Here is a 16,280-nt window from a genome sequence, read left to right as displayed (position 1 = left end):
CTGCAATCCTTAACCGCAGGCAGCGGGTCTGTTTAACGGTATTTGCCAACAGTTTACCAGAGTGTCGTCGCTCAGGCGGATACCACCGAGTTGCGGCCCTGTTGTCGGTCCAGTTGCCGGTAACCCAGCGCTTCAACCAGATGGCTCTGGCCTAGCTCTTCACAGCCCTCCAGATCCGCAAGCGTTCTGGCAACCCGCAATATGCGGTGCAACGCCCGGGCAGAGAGGCCCAGCTTTTCCATCGCACCGGTGAGCAGTCGTTCACCGGTGCCATCAAGTCGGCATGCGGACTGCAGATCACGCCCGGACAGTGCGGCATTCAGGCAACCCCGCTCTGCTTGCCGGGCCCTCGCAGCCAACACACGCTCCCGAACGGTGGCGCTGGTTTCGCCATCGCCACCCTGCCGCATCAGTATGTCCCCACCCTGCACAGGCACTTCAACGTGGAGATCGAACCTGTCCAGGAGCGGCCCGGAGATTTTCGACCGGTACCGCGCGACCTGTTGTGGCGTACACTGACACTCAATGGTGGGATGACCGCTATAGCCACAGGGACAAGGATTCATTGCACCCACCACCTGAAAACGGGCCGGAAAATTCACCTGCCGCGCCGCGCGACTGATCGAAATCTCGCCGGTTTCCATCGGTTCCCGCAACACCTCGAGCACTCGACGCTCGAATTCTGGCAACTCGTCGAGAAACAGTACGCCCCGATGCGCGAGGGAGATTTCACCGGGCCTCGGGCTGCTTCCACCGCCCACCAGAGCGACGGCCGATGCGGTGTGGTGAGGCGATCGGAACGGCGGCTCCCGCCAGCCCCCGGAACGAATCGGAAGCCCGGCCACCGAATGGACGCTGGCCACTTCCATGGCCGCTGCATCCTCCAGCCCCGGAAGAATGCCGGGCAACCGACTGGCGAGCATACTCTTGCCGGTTCCCGGTGGACCGAAGAACAACAGGTTGTGGTTGCCAGCCGCAGCGACCTCCAGAGCCCTTCGGGGTACCCGCTGGCCACGCACATCCGACAGATCCGGCACCTCACCCTGAGTGGCCGGCGCCTGTTCCAGCGAGGATCGCGGCACTGGCACCAGGCGGGCGCGGCCACTCAAATGCTCGCACACCGCCAGCAGGTGGCCGGCCGCCAGAACGTCACCCTGGCTGGCCAGGGCCGCCTCCTCGGCATTGCCATGCGGAACGAGCAAACTCCGCTGATCTTGCCGGGCCGCCAGCACAGCCGGCAATACACCCTTGAGCGGCCTCAATGCACCATCAAGGGACAATTCGCCCAGAAATTCGCAATCGGAAAGACTCTCCACCGGGATCTGTCCCGAGGCTGCCAGAATGCCCAGAGCGATGGGCAAATCGAACCGACCTCCCTCCTTGGGAAGATCGGCAGGCGCAAGATTAATGGTGATTCTGCGGGCAGGAAACTCGAAGCCGGCGTTCAGGAGAGCGCTCCGAACGCGCTCCTTGCTTTCTCGGACACCGGTTTCCGGCAGGCCCACGATCGATAGCGCCGGCAGACCGCCGGAAAGATGGACCTCGACGGTAACGGCCGGCGCTGACACGCCAATTGAGGCGCGGGAATGAACGATAGCAAGCATGACAACCTTCCATGGTAATGAGCGGAACTGCTGGCCCGGCGTCCTGCCGGGCGTGTCCGTGGTTTACTGTTTTGGCAGGGAATTTTCCAGTTCGGCCACCCGCTTCTCGAGCGCGTCCACCTTTTCACGGGTCTTCAGCAAGACGGCCTGCTGGGCATCGAATTCCTCTCGTGTCACCAGCTCAAGGCGGGACAGTACAGCCATCACAGTCGCCCGGGCCTGGGTTTCAAAATCTTCCCGTGCAGCGCGGGCCATGTCGGGTACGAACTGGCCAAACTGGCCCTGCAGCTGAGCAAAAATATCCTGTGGACCTTTCACACATCACCTCACGAATCACTGAAATGTCCGGCTTCGACTAAAAGACAGGGCCTGTTGCCGGTCTGCGGGAGTGTATCACATCGCAGCCCCTGCCATACTGTAGGTTGCGGACCCTATAATGGGGGCTGCCCGGCCAGAGAGCCCGCTCCAATTTGGCTCACTGGTCAGCTACCCGCTCTATTTTGGTGCACAACTTTGCGCCATTCTGGTACGCGGATATCATATATAATTGTTTTTATTGTAATTTTTTGCGTTGGCATACCCGATGCTAAAGCTCTCGTACGCAATCCGCACAATTGGTGTGCGAGGTGGCAGCATCCCGAACTCAACAATCGGCCGACGGGCCCTCACTGTTGGGACGGCTTTACCAAGGAGAAAGCAATGAAACTTGTGACAGCGATCATCAAGCCTTTCAAGTTGGATGATGTCCGTGAGGCACTATCCGAGATTGGCGTACAAGGCGTAACCGTCACTGAAGTCAAAGGCTTCGGTCGGCAAAAAGGCCATACAGAACTCTATCGTGGCGCGGAATATGTAGTGGACTTCCTGCCCAAAGTGAAGGTGGAAGTTGCCATTGGCGACAACCTGCTGGACCAGGTCATCGAGTCCATCACCAAGGCAGCCAACACCGGCAAGATCGGCGACGGCAAGATCTTTGTGACTGAACTGGCTCAAGCCATCCGGATCCGGACTGGCGAAACCGGCGAAGAAGCGGTCTGAACCAGCTCTGATAATTCGAACAGCCAACGCAAAAAATTTTTATAACCTGAAAAGCCTCGTGCGGAGGGCTTCATATGGAAAGCAATCTAAATCACATTTTTGAACTCCAGTATGCGCTGGATACCTTTTACTTCCTGATTTGCGGTGCCCTGGTCATGTGGATGGCCGCCGGCTTTGCCATGCTGGAAGCTGGCCTGGTGCGTGCCAAGAACACCACCGAAATCCTGACCAAAAACGTGGCCCTGTTTGCGGTCGCCTGTACCATGTACCTGATTGTCGGCTACGACATCATGTACGACGGTGGCATCTTCCTGAGCGGCGTCACAACTGTGGCCGAGATGGACGACGCAGCCATTGCCGGTGTCATTGCAGCCTCTACCGAAGCTGGTTTCAGCGACATGGGTGAGTACAGTGGCGCTTCCGACTTCTTCTTCCAGGTTGTCTTCGTTGCGACCGCCATGTCCATCGTTTCCGGTGCCGTGGCCGAGCGCATGAAGCTCTGGGCTTTCCTTGCTTTCGCGGTTGTTATGTGTGGTTTCATCTACCCGATGCAGGGTTCCTGGACCTGGAACGGCGACGCGGTATTCGGCATGTACGAGCTGAGCTACAGCGACTACGCCGGTTCCGGTATCGTTCACATGGCCGGCGCAGCTGCAGCCCTGGCTGGCGTTATCCTCCTCGGCGCCCGTAAAGGCAAGTACGGCGCCAAAGGCGAGATCCGCGCCTTCCCGGGTGCCAACCTGCCCCTGGCAACGCTTGGTACCTTCATCCTGTGGATGGGCTGGTTCGGGTTCAACGGTGGCTCTACCCTGAAGCTGGGTGGTATCGGTGTTGCCAACGAAGTTGCCAACGTGTTCCTGAACACCAACGCGGCTGCAGCCGGTGGCCTGATTGCTGCCCTGATCGTAGCTCGCCTGATGTTCGGCAAGGCTGACCTGACCATGGCCCTGAACGGCGCCCTGGCTGGTCTGGTTGCCATCACTGCCGAGCCGGCGGACCCGTCTCCCCTGCTCGCCACCATCATTGGCGCCATCGGTGGCACCCTGGTTGTGTTCTCCATCGTGACCATGGACAAGCTGCGCATTGACGACCCGGTCGGTGCCATCTCTGTGCACGGCGTGGTTGGTATCTGGGGTATCTTCGCGGTTCTCCTGTCCGACGCAGACGCTACCTTCATGGGTCAGCTGGTCGGCATGCTCACCATCTTCGTCTGGGTATTCGTTACCAGCCTGATCGTCTGGAGCATCCTGAAAGCCGTCATGGGCATTCGGGTCAGCGAAGAAGACGAGTACGAAGGTGTGGATCTGTCCGAGTGCGGTATGGAAGCCTATCCGGAGTTTGTCAGCGGCAAGCAGTAAGCCCTGACACAAAGCACGAAAAAAAGGGGCGCCATCTGGCGCCCCTTTTTTTCTTTGCAGACCTTACTCAGCCTTCTTCCGGTCGAACCTCATCTTCCAGTGCGTCCACCATGAACTGAGGCATTGCCAACGCACCCCGATGCACGCCGGCATTGTAATAGCGGGTGACGAATGGCCGATTGTTGGCATCTTCCTCACGGAAGTATTTGACCGGGTTCTCCTTGCTGGCCATGGTGCAACTCCACCAGCCGGTCGGATAGACCGGCTGCGGGAATGGCAAGGTCTGCACGTGCTCGAATCCGGCCTTGCGCATGTCCTCGTGAATGCCTTTGATGATGTTGTCGGTGTGCAAGAGCGGTGATTCGCTCTGCTGGACAATGATGCCACCTTCACGCAGCGCCAGCATGGCATCCCGGTAGAAATCCAGGGCAAACAGGCCTTCGGCGGGACCGACCGGATCGGTGCTGTCGATGATGATCAGGTCGACACTGTTCGGCTCAATGTCCCGCATCCACTGGATGCCATCCCCGAAGAAGAAATTGGCGCGCGGATCACTGTTCGCTTCGCACAGCTCCGGGAAATACTTCTCTGACATACGGGTGACACGCTCGTCGATTTCCACCTGCCAGGCTTCTTCGACGCCCGGATGTTTGAGCACCTCTTTCAGGGTGCCGCAGTCACCGCCGCCGACAATGACCACCTTTCTGGGATCCCGATGAGTGAACAGGGCCGGATGGGTCATCATCTCGTGGTACAGGAAATTATCGCGGGTGGTCAGCATCACGCAGCCATCCAGAACCATCAGGTTACCGAAGGTCTCGGTCTCGTAGATTTCCAGTTTCTGGAACGGTGTCTGCTCCTCATGAAGCTTCCTTTTCACCTGCAGGGAAAACGCCGTCCCCTGGTCCTGGAATACCTCAGTAAACCAGCCGTCGTTGAGTGCTGTCATGTCTTGCCTCCCGCTGTGGGCCATGGGCTGAATTGAAAGGGCGTATTGTAGGGGTGCCCCCTCGTGAGCTAAAGCGATAATCGCGGTGAATGGCCAGGTTTTTTCCACACCGGGTGCTTTTAGCCCGGAGTGGGAATCCATACAATGGCGGCCAGTGTTTCCTGACAGGATAGCAAGCATGAACGAAGCCAGCGCCACCCCGGCCCACAAGGTCTACAACATTGCCCACTGGAGCGATGGCTATATCGGTGTCAATGATCAGGGCGAGGTATTGATCCGCCCGGATCGCGGCCACAGCGACGCCCGAATCAACCTGCCGGAGTTGACCCGGGCTCTCACCGACTCCGGCGTTCAACTGCCGGTGCTGGTTCGCTTCGTTGATATCCTGCACGACCGGGTCAACAAACTGTGTAATGCCTTTAACAAGGTCGCAGGAGAGCACGCCTACCAGGGACGCTACACGGCGGTTTATCCGATCAAGGTTAACCAGCAGCGACGCGTGGTCGAGGAGCTGCTGGCCACCGAGCCGGCCGCCTCGAAAGGCCAGATCGGCCTCGAAGCGGGCAGCAAACCGGAACTGATGGCGGTGTTGGCCATGTCACAGCATCCAGGATCGGTGATCGTCTGCAACGGCTACAAGGATCGGGAGTATATTCGCCTGGCCCTAATTGGCCAGACCCTGGGCCACCGGGTGTTCATCGTCGTTGAGAAAAAGTCGGAACTGCCACTGATCCTGGAGGAAGCGGAGCGCCTCGGCGTATCGCCGCTGATCGGGGTGCGCGCGCGACTTGCGACCATCGGCAAAGGCAACTGGCAGAACACGGGTGGTGAGAAGTCCAAATTCGGCCTGTCTGCCAGCCAGGTGCTGGATGTCGTCAACACACTGCGTGACGCAGGAGCGCTCCATACCCTGCAGTTGCTGCATTTCCACCTTGGCTCCCAGATCGCCAATATCCGGGATATCCAGACCGGGCTCAGGGAATGCGCCCGCTTTTACAGCGAGTTGCGTCAGATGGGCGCCCCCGTGGGCACCGTGGATATCGGCGGTGGCTTGGGAGTAGACTACGAGGGCACTCGCTCCCGCAGCAGCTGCTCCATGAACTACAGCGTGTACGAGTACGCCTACAATGTCGTGCACGTACTCCAGGCCGAGTGCAATCGCCACGGCATTCCCCATCCGGACCTGATCAGCGAATCCGGGCGCGCCCTGACCGCCCACCATTCGGTGCTGGTGACCAACGTGATTGACCGCGAAGCGCCAGAAAACCGGTCGCCGGAGCAGCCGGACGATGCGGCGTCGGCACCATTGCACGACCTCTGGCGCGATCTTGAAAGCCTGCAGGATGCCAGCACGCCGCGCTCGCTGGCAGAGATCTACCATGACGTGCTGCACGCCATGGCCGATGTTCATGCCCAGTTTGCCCACGGGGTGCTATCCCTGCAGGAACGGGCGGATGCCGAAACGCTGTACACCCGCTGTTGCCGACTGTTGCGGGATCAACTGGACAGCAGCAATCGCGCCCACCGGGAAATCATCGACGAGCTCAACGAGAAACTGGCGGAGAAGCTGTTCGTGAACTTCTCCCTGTTCCAGTCATTACCCGACGTCTGGGGCATCGACCAGATCTTCCCGGTTATGCCGATCAATGGCCTCGACCGCCCCCTGAACCGACGGGCAGTCATCCAGGACATCACCTGCGATTCTGACGGACGCATCGACCGATACGTGGATGGCCAGGGTACCGAGACCACCCTGCCCCTGCCCGAGGAAAAGGCCGGTGAGCCGTTGCTTATGGGCTTTTTCATGACCGGCGCCTATCAGGAGATTCTGGGCGACATGCACAACCTGTTTGGCGACACCCATTCTGTAGATGTGCGCCTGACGGCAGATAGTGGCTACCAGATCAGCGCCCCCATCAACGGCGATACCGTGGCCAAGGTATTGCGCTATGTGAACTTCGAGCCGGATACGTTGATGGATGCCTATCGACGCAAGTTCGCCACCTCTGGCATGGCACCTGAGGCCCAGTCAGCGCTCATGACTGAGCTCGCCGCAGGTCTGGATGGCTACACCTACCTGGAAGAATAGCCAGAATCAGAGTTTCTGATGTCCGCGACGCCAGGCGCTCGGGGCAACGCCTTCCCACTTGCGAAAGGCCCGGCCAAAGTTGGAGGGATCACTGTAGCCGAGAGCCTCGGCAATCTCGTCGATCGTCAACTCATTACGCCGCAGCAGGTCCACGGCACGGCGGTGTCGGAGCGAGTCCTGCAGCTGTTGGAACCGAACCCCTTCGGCTGCAAGCTGCCGGCGCAGCGTCCTTGTGGACATCTTCAGGTGCTCGGCCACTTCCTCCAGCGCCGGTAAACGCTGGCTCCGCCCGGTTTCTAGAAGACGTATTACCCGGTCCGAGACCGACGTAGCGCCCTCTATGAACCGCATTTCCTCTTCACACTGGGCCTCGGCAATCCGACGGGTCACCGGGTTCGAAAGAGACATAGGCGAATCAAGAAAAACCCGCTTGAACCGAAGCTGATTCACGCCGCTGGCGAAGGAGATCTGACTGCCGAACAGTTGGCGATAGGCGGCTGCATTTTCAGGCTCCGGGAAATCCAGAAGGCATCGCCCGCCATCCAGAAGCCGGTGTCCGAACAGCAAAAGATTTACGTCCATCAACGACGCCATCACCACATCAACATTGAACCGGTACAGGTCTTCGATACTGTGGGCAAGATCCAGCTGTATCACCGCCTCGCGGCCCTCCACGAAGAAAGACAGCTTCATGTAAACAAAACGGATCTGGAAATATTTGATCAACACCGTCAGCGCCTGCTCGAGGGTGTCGCAACTGATGGCGGCCTGGGCAAGGGAGCCGTGGGTGGTGAATTTCAGTCGTTTGCCGTATTCAAGCCCGAGGGCCGGATCGCGGCTTTGGACCAGGCTTTCACGACACAGGGCGCTGAACTGATCAACGGTAATGAAATTCTCCGGGTGACCAAGCATGGAAGGCCGGATTCCGGAGGCCGCCAATAACCGGGACCGTTGCAGCCCACGGTCCTCCGCCAACTGGCAGAGAATGTCCGCATAGTGGGCCCGGATAACGGGCAGGTTTCCGGTAATGCCGAGTGCATTCATGGGAGATGGTCTTCCGGTATCGGTGTCTTGTCCAGACTAGACCGCCCTACGGGTTCCGGCAATCACCGACGAGACGACCGGTGACCGTCGCTGGCGCCAGATTTCTGATTTTTTTCAAACTGGCTGATCCACCGGGCAAACCGATCCGTAAACATTGACACTGACAAACCCGGGACGAGTGCATAGAATGATGACCAGAACAAGCTCAAATCATGCGACTGTCAAGGAGCGTCCGGTGACCACACTGGATCAAAAGCCAGCCAGCTCTGAGGGCCGAAAAGACCCCTGGAGCCAGATGCTGCAGAAAGTGGGTAAGAACCAGGATCGCGAAGCATATCACGCGCTGTTCGAGCATTTTGGCCCGCAAATCAAGTACTACGCCATGGCCAACGGCCTGGCAAGTCACGCGGAAGAGCTCGTGCAAGAGGTATTTGTATCCATCTGGAGGCGTTCGTGCCTCTACGATTGGCGCAAGGCCGCTGCTTCCACCTGGATTTTCACCATCGCTCGTAACCAGCGCATCGACATGTTGAGAAAGATGCAGCGCACCAGCGCCGAAATGCCGGTTGAGACAGAAGACCTTTGGCAGATTCCTGGTGAAAACGAGAACGAGCCGGTCACGTCATTGCACCGTCTTATGTCGGAGAGGCGCATCAGGGAATCCCTGAGTCACCTGCCGGAAGAACAGATCACGGTGATCGCCAAGGTGTATATGGAAAACAAGTCGCACCAGATGGTGGCGGACGAGCTGGACATCCCGCTCGGCACCGTCAAAAGCCGGGTGCGGCTGGCATTGAACAAACTGAAAGTGATACTGCAGGACCAGAACGTATGACACGGCACCACCCCGACAGCCTGAGCCTGATGGAGTACAGCGCAGGTAACCTCAGCGAGCCCCATGCTCTGTGCATCAAGCTCCACCTGGACAAGTGTTCCCACTGCCGCAGCCGTGTGGACACGCTGGACAGTCTGGGTGCTGTGATGATGGAACAGCAACCGAAGGTCACTGTCTCTGAGAGCATGTTCGACAACATCCTTTCAAAGATCGACAGTGAGCCGTCAGTTGAGCCTGCAGCGCCAGCCGTCCCAAGGGTAAGCGCGCTTCAGAAGCTTCTTGGCGAAGACCTCAACAGTTTGCCGTGGAAACGTCAGCTTGGGGATGTGAGTGTGCTGGACATTACGGACCGGTTCCCCGGGCAGAAAGAGCAGGTTGTTCTCCAAAAACTCGCTGCAGGCGGGAAAGCTCCGGCACACACCCATCGTGGCGAGGAAACAACCATCGTTCTGCAGGGCGCATTTGCTGACCAGAAAGGTGTGTTCAATCAGTGGGACTTCGTGGTATTGACCGACGAAGACGAGCACAAGCCGGTTGCGGTTGGTTGTGAAGACTGTATTACCCTGTCTGTGCTCAGTGCCCCGGTCAAGCTCACCGGCACGTTTACGCGGATGCTTAACCCGTTCATCCGGTGATGCTGCACCGACTTTTACAGAACGCAAAAAAGGGGCGATTGATCATCGCCCCTTTTTTATTGGCTGAACCAGCAGTACCCCCGATTACCAGGGCAATTCCGAACCATCCCAACTGAGAAATCGTCCGTTATCTTTCTCCTCAACACTGTCGAGCACCGCCAGCAGGTTGGCGGCCGTTTCGTCAGGAGTATGCACTTTCAGCTTTGCAAGGGATTGACTGAACGGTTCGCTTAACGCCGATTCGGTGGTGCCCGGATGCAGGGACACGCAGGTGATCGGTTTGCACCGTCGTGGCAACTCGATGGACAGGTTTCGCACCAGCATGTTCAGTGCCGCCTTCGAGCTGCGATAGGCGTACCAGCCTCCGAATCCGTTATCGGTAATCGATCCGACTTTCGCGGAAATCGCCGCCACCCGCTTGAACTCCCGGTGACGGAGCCACGGCAACAGTGCCTGAGAGAGTAACCCGAACCCGGTTGCGTTCACGGCAAACGCTCGCGCCATGCTCCCGGCGTCCAGATCCTCAAGCCGCTTCTCCGGGAACATCTCCGGCCCGTGGAGCAAGCCGGCGGCATAGATGAAACCATCAATACCTTCCTTTCGGTCCAGCAACGAGTCCAGTGCCTTTGCAACAGCCGCTGGCGATTCCGCATCCTGCGCATCCCATGGCAACACTGTACTTCGCTCATGGGCCCGCAAAACCTCCGGCGCCCTCTCCGGCTCACGACACAAGCCGATCACACGGATCTGCGAATCCCGTTCGATCAATTGCGCGGCCAGAGCGCCCCCAATGGCGCCGGAAACCCCGGCTATCACTACTCGTTTCATGAAAAACCTCCTGCGTTCCGGAGGTCATACGAAAATTCTGTCATCCAGACTGCAAAACGGTGAACCAGCAAATTAAAACAACCGTATGAAACCAGTGTTCAAATCATCTTCGGGGTCCTGCCATTCCGCGCAGAACCCCATTAAAAAGCGCACGTAGGAGAGTATCCATGCAATACCAGGCTCCGGCGAATGACCTTCGCTTTCTGTTGTTTGATGTATTGGGCGCAGACCGGCTGCATGAGCTGGAAAAATACGCCGATGCCACTCCGGATCTGATTTCTGCGGTTATTGACGAGGCCGGCAAACTCGCTGCGGAAGTCATCCAGCCCACCAACCAGGCAGGCGACCGGGAGGGCTGCACCTACGACCCGGAAACCCGCTCAGTGACAACTCCGGACTGCTTCAAGGACGCCTACAAAAATTTCGTTGAGGGCGGCTGGACCGCGCTGGACGCGCCACTTGAATACGGCGGCCAAGGCCTGCCCCACACTCTGAAGTTTGTGGTGGACGAGATGGTCTGTTCCACCAATCTTTCGCTGGGCATGTACCCCGGCCTGACCCACGGCGCCATCAGTGCCCTGCATGCGCACGGCTCCGACGAACTGAAAAAGGTCTACCTGGAAAAACTGATCTCCGGCGAGTGGACCGGCACCATGTGCCTGACCGAACCCCAGTGCGGCACCGACCTTGGCCTGATTCGCACCCGGGCGACGCCGAACGATGACGGCAGCTACGCCATAGAAGGTACCAAGATCTGGATTACCGGTGGCGAGCACGACCTGGTGGACAACATCGTGCATCTGGTGCTGGCCAAACTACCTGGGGCACCTGATACCACCAAAGGCATTTCGCTGTTTGTGGTGCCCAAGTTCCTGCCCGAATCCGGTGAGCGCAACCCGGCGTTCTGCGGCGGCCTTGAGCACAAGATGGGTATCAAGGGCTCCGCCACCTGCGTCATGAACTTTGAAGGCGCCAAGGGCTGGCTCGTCGGCGAGCCGAACGACGGAATGCGTGCCATGTTCACCATGATGAACGAAGCGCGCCTGATGGTGGGCATGCAGGGTCTCGGCCTGGCGGAAATGGCTTACCAGGAAAGTCTCGGCTTTGCCCGTGAGCGTTTGCAGAGCCGTTCATTGAGTGGCCCGAAGAACCCCGACGGCCCCGCTGACCCGATCATCGTACACCCGGATGTGCGCCGGATGCTGATGCGGCAGAAAGTTCTTAACGAGGGCATGCGCGCCCTGGCCCTGTTCGCAGGACACCAGCTGGATCTGTCGGTTGCCCATCCGGACGAAACCGTCCGGGAATCCGCCGATGACCTGGTTCAATTGCTTACACCGGTCGTGAAATCCTTCCTTACGGACGAGGGCTTCAACAACGCCAACACCGGTCTACAGGTACTGGGTGGTTCCGGCTTCACCACCGACTGGCCGCTGGAACAGCTGGTACGGGATGGTCGGATTGCCAGGATCTACGAGGGCACCAACGGCATTCAGGCCATGGACCTCGTGGGCCGTAAGCTGAGCCTGAAAGGCGGTCAACTGGTGCGCACCCTGTTCGGAACCCTGAGCGGATACCTCAAGGACAATCCGGAGGCGCCGCACCGGGAAGAACTGAAAAACGCCATGAAAGCGCTGGAAACCGCCACCATGTGGCTGGCCACCAATGCACCGAAGGATCCGGAGCAGGCGGGCGCTGCCGCCACGCCGTATCTGCGCCTTATGGCACTGACCGTGATCGGCTACCTCTGGTCCCGGATGGCCAACGTGGCCAACGAACAGCTTGCCGCGGGCGAGGGCAACAAGCCGCTGCTGGAAAGCAAGGTAGTGTCTGCACGCTTCTACTTTGAAAAGCTGCTGCCGGAAGTGGACTGGCTGCTGGGTGATATCCAGAGTGGCAAGGACAGCCTGATGGCGTTCTCGGACGATCACTGGGCAGCGTGATCCCGATTCCGGCCAGAGACCAGACACTCTGGCCGGAAATGACCGATCAATGACAGCTTGTGACCTTCAGCGCGACACTCCGAGACTTGATAATGATCACGTTGATTAGTGTCTCTGAACTAGTCCTGCCCAGCTCCCCGTCGGACTGGGTATTTTGAAAGCCACGCCCTGCGTGGCTTTTTTTATGGCCACTTTTTTGTCTGTGCGGTCACTGGGTTACAATTGCGCTCTTTGATTTTGTCCGGCTTTTGAACGGACCAACACGGGGACACCATGAACGCCGACGATTACGCTTTCCGCTTTGGCGGTATCGAACGACTCTATGGGCGCCGTGCCCTGGAAGCCTTTCGTAGCAGCCATGTGACCGTGGTCGGGCTTGGTGGTGTCGGGTCGTGGGCCGCGGAAGCCCTGGCCAGAAGCGGCATTGGCACAATCACGCTGATCGACATGGACGATGTCTGTGTATCCAACACCAACCGCCAGCTCCATGCCCTTGAAGGCCAATACGGGCGCACCAAGACCGATGCCATGGCAGACCGGTTGCGGGCGATCAACCCGGCGGCAAACATTCAGGTGCATTTCGGCTTCCTGACCACCAAGAATGTCAGCGAGCTGATCACCGGGGACATGACCGGGGTGGTCGACGCCATCGACAGCGTCAAGGCCAAGGCTGCCCTGATTGCCCACTGCCAGCGCCGGAAGATTCCGCTGGTCTGTGCCGGCGGCGCTGGCGGGCAGATCGACCCAACCCAGATTCAGGTGGCGGATCTGAGCAAAACAACCCAAGACCCACTTTTGGCCAAAGTACGCAACCTGCTGCGCCGGGAATACGGTTTTTCCCGGAACCCGAAGCGTCGCTTTGGTATTGAGGCCGTATACTCCCTGGAGCAGCTGACGTATCCTGCCGGTGACGGCGAAGTCTGCCTTCAGAAACCGGCCACCGACGGCCCGGTAAGACTGGATTGCGCCTCAGGCTTTGGCGCCGCCAGTCCGGTAACCGCCAGCTTCGGTTTTTTTGCGGCCTCCCGACTTCTGAATCGGATCGCCAGACGCGCCAACCAATAGATCAACGGAACTGAAACCAATATGCCAGTCAGTACTGTCCTGCTTCTTGCCAGCATTGGCGTTCTCTCACTTTTCTGCCAGTGGCTTGCCTGGCGCGTCCGCATGCCGGCGATCCTGTTCCTGCTGGCAGGTGGCATTGCCGCCGGGCCTGTCCTGGGCTTTTTGGCCCCGGAAGTGGTTTTTGGCGACCTGCTGTTCCCGGTTATTTCCCTGGCGGTTGCCATCATCCTGTTCGAGGGCAGCCTGACCCTGCGTTACGAAGAAATACGCGGCCACGGCAAGATGGTCCGCAACCTGATTCCTGTGGGCTCGATTGTCACCTGCATCATCGGCACCCTGGCTGCACGCTGGCTTCTGGACGTTTCCTGGGCTGTTGCCCTGCTATTTGGCGCCATTTCCATCGTTACCGGGCCCACCGTAATCGCACCGCTGCTGCGCTCGGTTCGGCCGGATTCGAAACTGGCTAACATCCTGCGCTGGGAAGGCATCATCATCGACCCTGTCGGAGCCCTTCTGGCGGTTCTGGTGTTCGAAGGGATTGTCTCCTGGGGCCAGGGCAACGTGTTTGGCCATTCGCTCTATATCTTTGGCAAAACCCTTGCGGTGGGCTTCCTGATTGGTGCCATTGCCGGGTATCTCAATGGCATCGTGTTACGCAAGCACTGGATTCCCCAATACCTGCACAACGCCGGTACCCTCACCTTTATGCTCGGCGTGTACGCCATCTCCAACGAACTTGCCCATGAGTCAGGCCTGTTGACCGTAACTGTGATGGGCATCTGGATGGCAAACATGAAGCAGGTGCCCATCGATAGCATCCTGGAGTTCAAGGAATCCCTGAGTGTTCTGCTGATTTCCGCCCTGTTCATCATCCTGGCGGCACGGGTTGAGTTTGCCGCCATTGCCGAGCTGGGCTGGGGTCTGGTGGCCGTGCTGGCCCTGTTGATGCTGGTAGCCCGTCCGCTGAGCATTTTCCTTTCCGCCATCGGTACAAGCCTGAACTGGAGGGAAAAGCTCTTCCTTAGCTGGATTGCCCCCCGGGGCATTGTTGCCGCGGCGGTGTCGGCGCTGTTTGCCTTCCAGTTGCAAAAGCTTGGCTATGAAAGTGCCGGTGCCCTGGTACCCCTGGTCTTCATGCTGATCATCGCCACCGTCACCCTGCAAAGCCTGACAGCCCGGCCGATAGCCCGCCTGCTGAGAGTCGCGGAACCGGCGGAATACGGCTTCCTGATTCTGGGTGCAAACCCGGTGGCCCGGATGATTGGCACGGCCCTGAAAAAGTATGAGGTGCCGGTGACTCTGGCCGATACCAACTGGGAGAACGTACGCCAGGCCCGCATGGAAAACCTGCAGGTTTACTTCGGCAACCCCGTGTCTGAGCATGCATCAACTCATCTGGACCTGACAGGCATCGGCAAGCTGCTGGTCATCTCCCCGTACAAGCACATGAATTCCCTGGCCACCTACCACTTCCTGGACTGGTTCGGAAACAAGTGTGTGTTCAGTCTGGCAGAGGGTGATCAGGATCAGAAGGCGCGCCACCAGACGGCTGAAAAGATCCAGATGACCAGAGGCCTGTTTGACGGCGTCAGCTACGCCAAGCTGGCCAGTCTTGTGAGTCAGGGCTTCACGGTGAAGACCACGCAACTGAGTGAAGAGTTTGGTTACGAGGAGTTCCTGAACAAATACCAGAACCAGGCCCTGGTACTGTTCACCTTCGACAGCAAGGAACACGTCGCTCCGGTTTGCAGCATGAAAGACCTGAAGCCGGAAAACGACTGGATCCTGATCAGCCTGGTACCACCCCAGGCCAGGAAGGAACGCAAGGAGAAAGAAGCCGAACAGCCATCAGCCGGCGAGGATGCACCGGCAGAGGAAAATCCTTCATCGACAATCTAGCACCAGTTTGCCGCGCACGTGCCCACCTTCAAGCAGTTCGTGGGCCTGCGCAACATCCTCAAGCGAAAAGGCCTTCTCGATGTGCACCTTGACGTCACCGTCCTCGATCAGCTCGGCAATCTCATCCAGGTGAAAAATGTCGGGACGCACCGTCATTCCGTGAGCGCGTAATCCCATTTCCTCCGCCGCACTGATGATGTCATCGGCGGTAACGGTGGGGATGGTAACAAGGACTCCGTGCTCACCCAGGGTGTGTAGTGAGCGCTTACCCGTATCGCCGCCCACCAGATCCAGCACCACGTCCAGGCCATAGCATTCCTCGCCGATATCCGTGGTGCGGTAGTCAATCACTTCGTGCACCCCGAGTTCCGCCAGGAAATCCCGGTTGCCGGCCGAAGCGGTGGCGATGACATGGGCACCGCGCTCCAGTGCAAACTGAACCGCAAAATGCCCAACGCCACCGGCGCCGGCGTGGATCAGAATCTTTTGGCCAGACTCCAGTTTCGCCATTTCAAACAGCGCCTGCCAAGCCGTCAGCGCCGCGAGGGGCAAGGCACCGGCAGACACCAGGTCCAACTCTTCCGGCACGATAGCCAACTCATCAGCCGCCGCCAGGGCGTACTGCGCATAACCGCCACCGCCGGCCGGAAATCCCACCATCCCCATGACCCGATCGCCGGGCGCAAGGGTGGTCACGTTGGCACCAACCCCGACAACCTCACCGGCCACGTCGTATCCTGGTGTCCAGGGCAACGAATTCTCGATCTGCCTGGCCGCAAACCCCAACCCCTTCCGGGTTTTCCAGTCAATGGGATTGAGACCGGCTCCGTGCACCCGGACCAGCACCTGTTCGTCTCCGGGAACGGGAACGTCAGCCTCTACCACCTGCAGGACATCACGCTCCCCAAATCGATCGTAGATCACATGGCGCATTGTGGCTTCGGCATTCTGATCAGCAGTATTTTCCATGGGGATCTCCGGACAACAGGTTAA

Annotated in this window: 14 protein-coding genes; 8 read left to right on the top strand and 6 right to left on the bottom strand. The window is 58.8% G+C overall.

What is annotated here, in order from left to right; translation table 11 throughout:
- Positions 1-71: 71 nt before the first annotated feature.
- Positions 72-1,604: a YifB family Mg chelatase-like AAA ATPase gene (locus GJU83_RS17930; protein ID WP_153634877.1), complete on the bottom strand. Its 1,533-nt coding sequence runs from the start codon at positions 1,602-1,604 to the stop codon at positions 72-74.
- 63 nt (positions 1,605-1,667) lie between these two features.
- Positions 1,668-1,922 carry an accessory factor UbiK family protein gene (locus GJU83_RS17925; protein ID WP_069184757.1) on the bottom strand — a complete coding sequence of 85 codons (255 nt, stop codon included), beginning with the start codon at positions 1,920-1,922 and terminating at the stop codon, positions 1,668-1,670.
- Positions 1,923-2,303: 381 nt separating this feature from the next.
- Between GJU83_RS17925 and glnK the strand changes: the two genes are divergently transcribed.
- Both glnK and GJU83_RS17915 read left to right on the top strand, forming a co-directional pair.
- Positions 2,304-2,642, top strand: a complete 339-nt coding sequence (glnK, locus tag GJU83_RS17920; RefSeq protein ID WP_008173268.1) for a P-II family nitrogen regulator — start codon at positions 2,304-2,306, stop codon at positions 2,640-2,642.
- Positions 2,643-2,716: 74 nt separating this feature from the next.
- A complete protein-coding gene (locus GJU83_RS17915) occupies positions 2,717-4,000 on the top strand; it encodes an ammonium transporter AmtB (protein ID WP_069184756.1) in 1,284 nt (427 codons plus the stop codon).
- A 67-nt stretch (positions 4,001-4,067) separates the two neighbouring features.
- Here GJU83_RS17915 and speE read toward each other — a convergent pair whose 3' ends face one another.
- Positions 4,068-4,949 carry a polyamine aminopropyltransferase gene (gene speE / locus GJU83_RS17910; protein ID WP_153634876.1) on the bottom strand — a complete coding sequence of 294 codons (882 nt, stop codon included), beginning with the start codon at positions 4,947-4,949 and terminating at the stop codon, positions 4,068-4,070.
- A gap of 178 nt (positions 4,950-5,127) precedes the next feature.
- Between speE and speA the strand changes: the two genes are divergently transcribed.
- Positions 5,128-7,038 (top strand): biosynthetic arginine decarboxylase, encoded by a 1,911-nt coding sequence (gene speA, locus GJU83_RS17905; protein ID WP_153634875.1) that lies wholly within the window; start codon positions 5,128-5,130, stop codon positions 7,036-7,038.
- 6 nt (positions 7,039-7,044) lie between these two features.
- On the opposite strand, the gene GJU83_RS17900 is transcribed toward speA, so the two are convergent.
- Complete coding sequence (locus tag GJU83_RS17900; protein ID WP_153634874.1) at positions 7,045-8,082, bottom strand: AraC family transcriptional regulator; 1,038 nt, start codon at positions 8,080-8,082, stop codon at positions 7,045-7,047.
- A 235-nt stretch (positions 8,083-8,317) separates the two neighbouring features.
- Between GJU83_RS17900 and GJU83_RS17895 the strand changes: the two genes are divergently transcribed.
- Both GJU83_RS17895 and GJU83_RS17890 read left to right on the top strand, forming a co-directional pair.
- Entirely contained in the window at positions 8,318-8,917 is a 600-nt protein-coding gene (locus tag GJU83_RS17895; RefSeq protein WP_064228420.1) for a sigma-70 family RNA polymerase sigma factor, read from the top strand.
- A complete protein-coding gene (locus GJU83_RS17890) occupies positions 8,914-9,552 on the top strand; it encodes a ChrR family anti-sigma-E factor (protein WP_069184752.1) in 639 nt (212 codons plus the stop codon). The genes GJU83_RS17895 and GJU83_RS17890 overlap by 4 nt, the downstream gene beginning before the upstream one ends.
- A gap of 84 nt (positions 9,553-9,636) precedes the next feature.
- Here the strand turns inward: GJU83_RS17890 and GJU83_RS17885 are convergent, their stop codons facing one another.
- Positions 9,637-10,380, bottom strand: coding sequence for an SDR family oxidoreductase (locus GJU83_RS17885; RefSeq protein WP_153634873.1), 744 nt, complete (start codon positions 10,378-10,380; stop codon positions 9,637-9,639).
- A gap of 167 nt (positions 10,381-10,547) precedes the next feature.
- On the opposite strand from GJU83_RS17885, the gene GJU83_RS17880 reads away from it, so the two are divergent.
- The 3 genes from GJU83_RS17880 (at position 10,548) to GJU83_RS17870 (ending at position 15,287) form a co-directional block, all read left to right on the top strand.
- Complete coding sequence (locus GJU83_RS17880; RefSeq protein WP_153634872.1) at positions 10,548-12,323, top strand: acyl-CoA dehydrogenase C-terminal domain-containing protein; 1,776 nt, start codon at positions 10,548-10,550, stop codon at positions 12,321-12,323.
- 273 nt (positions 12,324-12,596) lie between these two features.
- Positions 12,597-13,388 (top strand): tRNA cyclic N6-threonylcarbamoyladenosine(37) synthase TcdA, encoded by a 792-nt coding sequence (gene tcdA / locus GJU83_RS17875; protein WP_069184749.1) that lies wholly within the window; start codon positions 12,597-12,599, stop codon positions 13,386-13,388.
- Between the two features lie 21 nt (positions 13,389-13,409).
- Entirely contained in the window at positions 13,410-15,287 is a 1,878-nt protein-coding gene (locus GJU83_RS17870; RefSeq protein WP_153634871.1) for a cation:proton antiporter, read from the top strand.
- Here GJU83_RS17870 and GJU83_RS17865 read toward each other — a convergent pair.
- Positions 15,273-16,256, bottom strand: coding sequence for an NADP-dependent oxidoreductase (locus GJU83_RS17865; RefSeq protein ID WP_069184747.1), 984 nt, complete (start codon positions 16,254-16,256; stop codon positions 15,273-15,275). The genes GJU83_RS17870 and GJU83_RS17865 overlap by 15 nt on opposite strands.
- Positions 16,257-16,280: the final 24 nt, after the last annotated feature.

The sequence above is a fragment of the Marinobacter salsuginis genome, assembly GCF_009617755.1.
Taxonomy (GTDB): domain Bacteria; phylum Pseudomonadota; class Gammaproteobacteria; order Pseudomonadales; family Oleiphilaceae; genus Marinobacter; species Marinobacter salsuginis.
The sequence above is the reverse complement of the archived record's forward strand: the minus strand, read 5'-3'. Positions and strand labels throughout refer to the sequence as shown.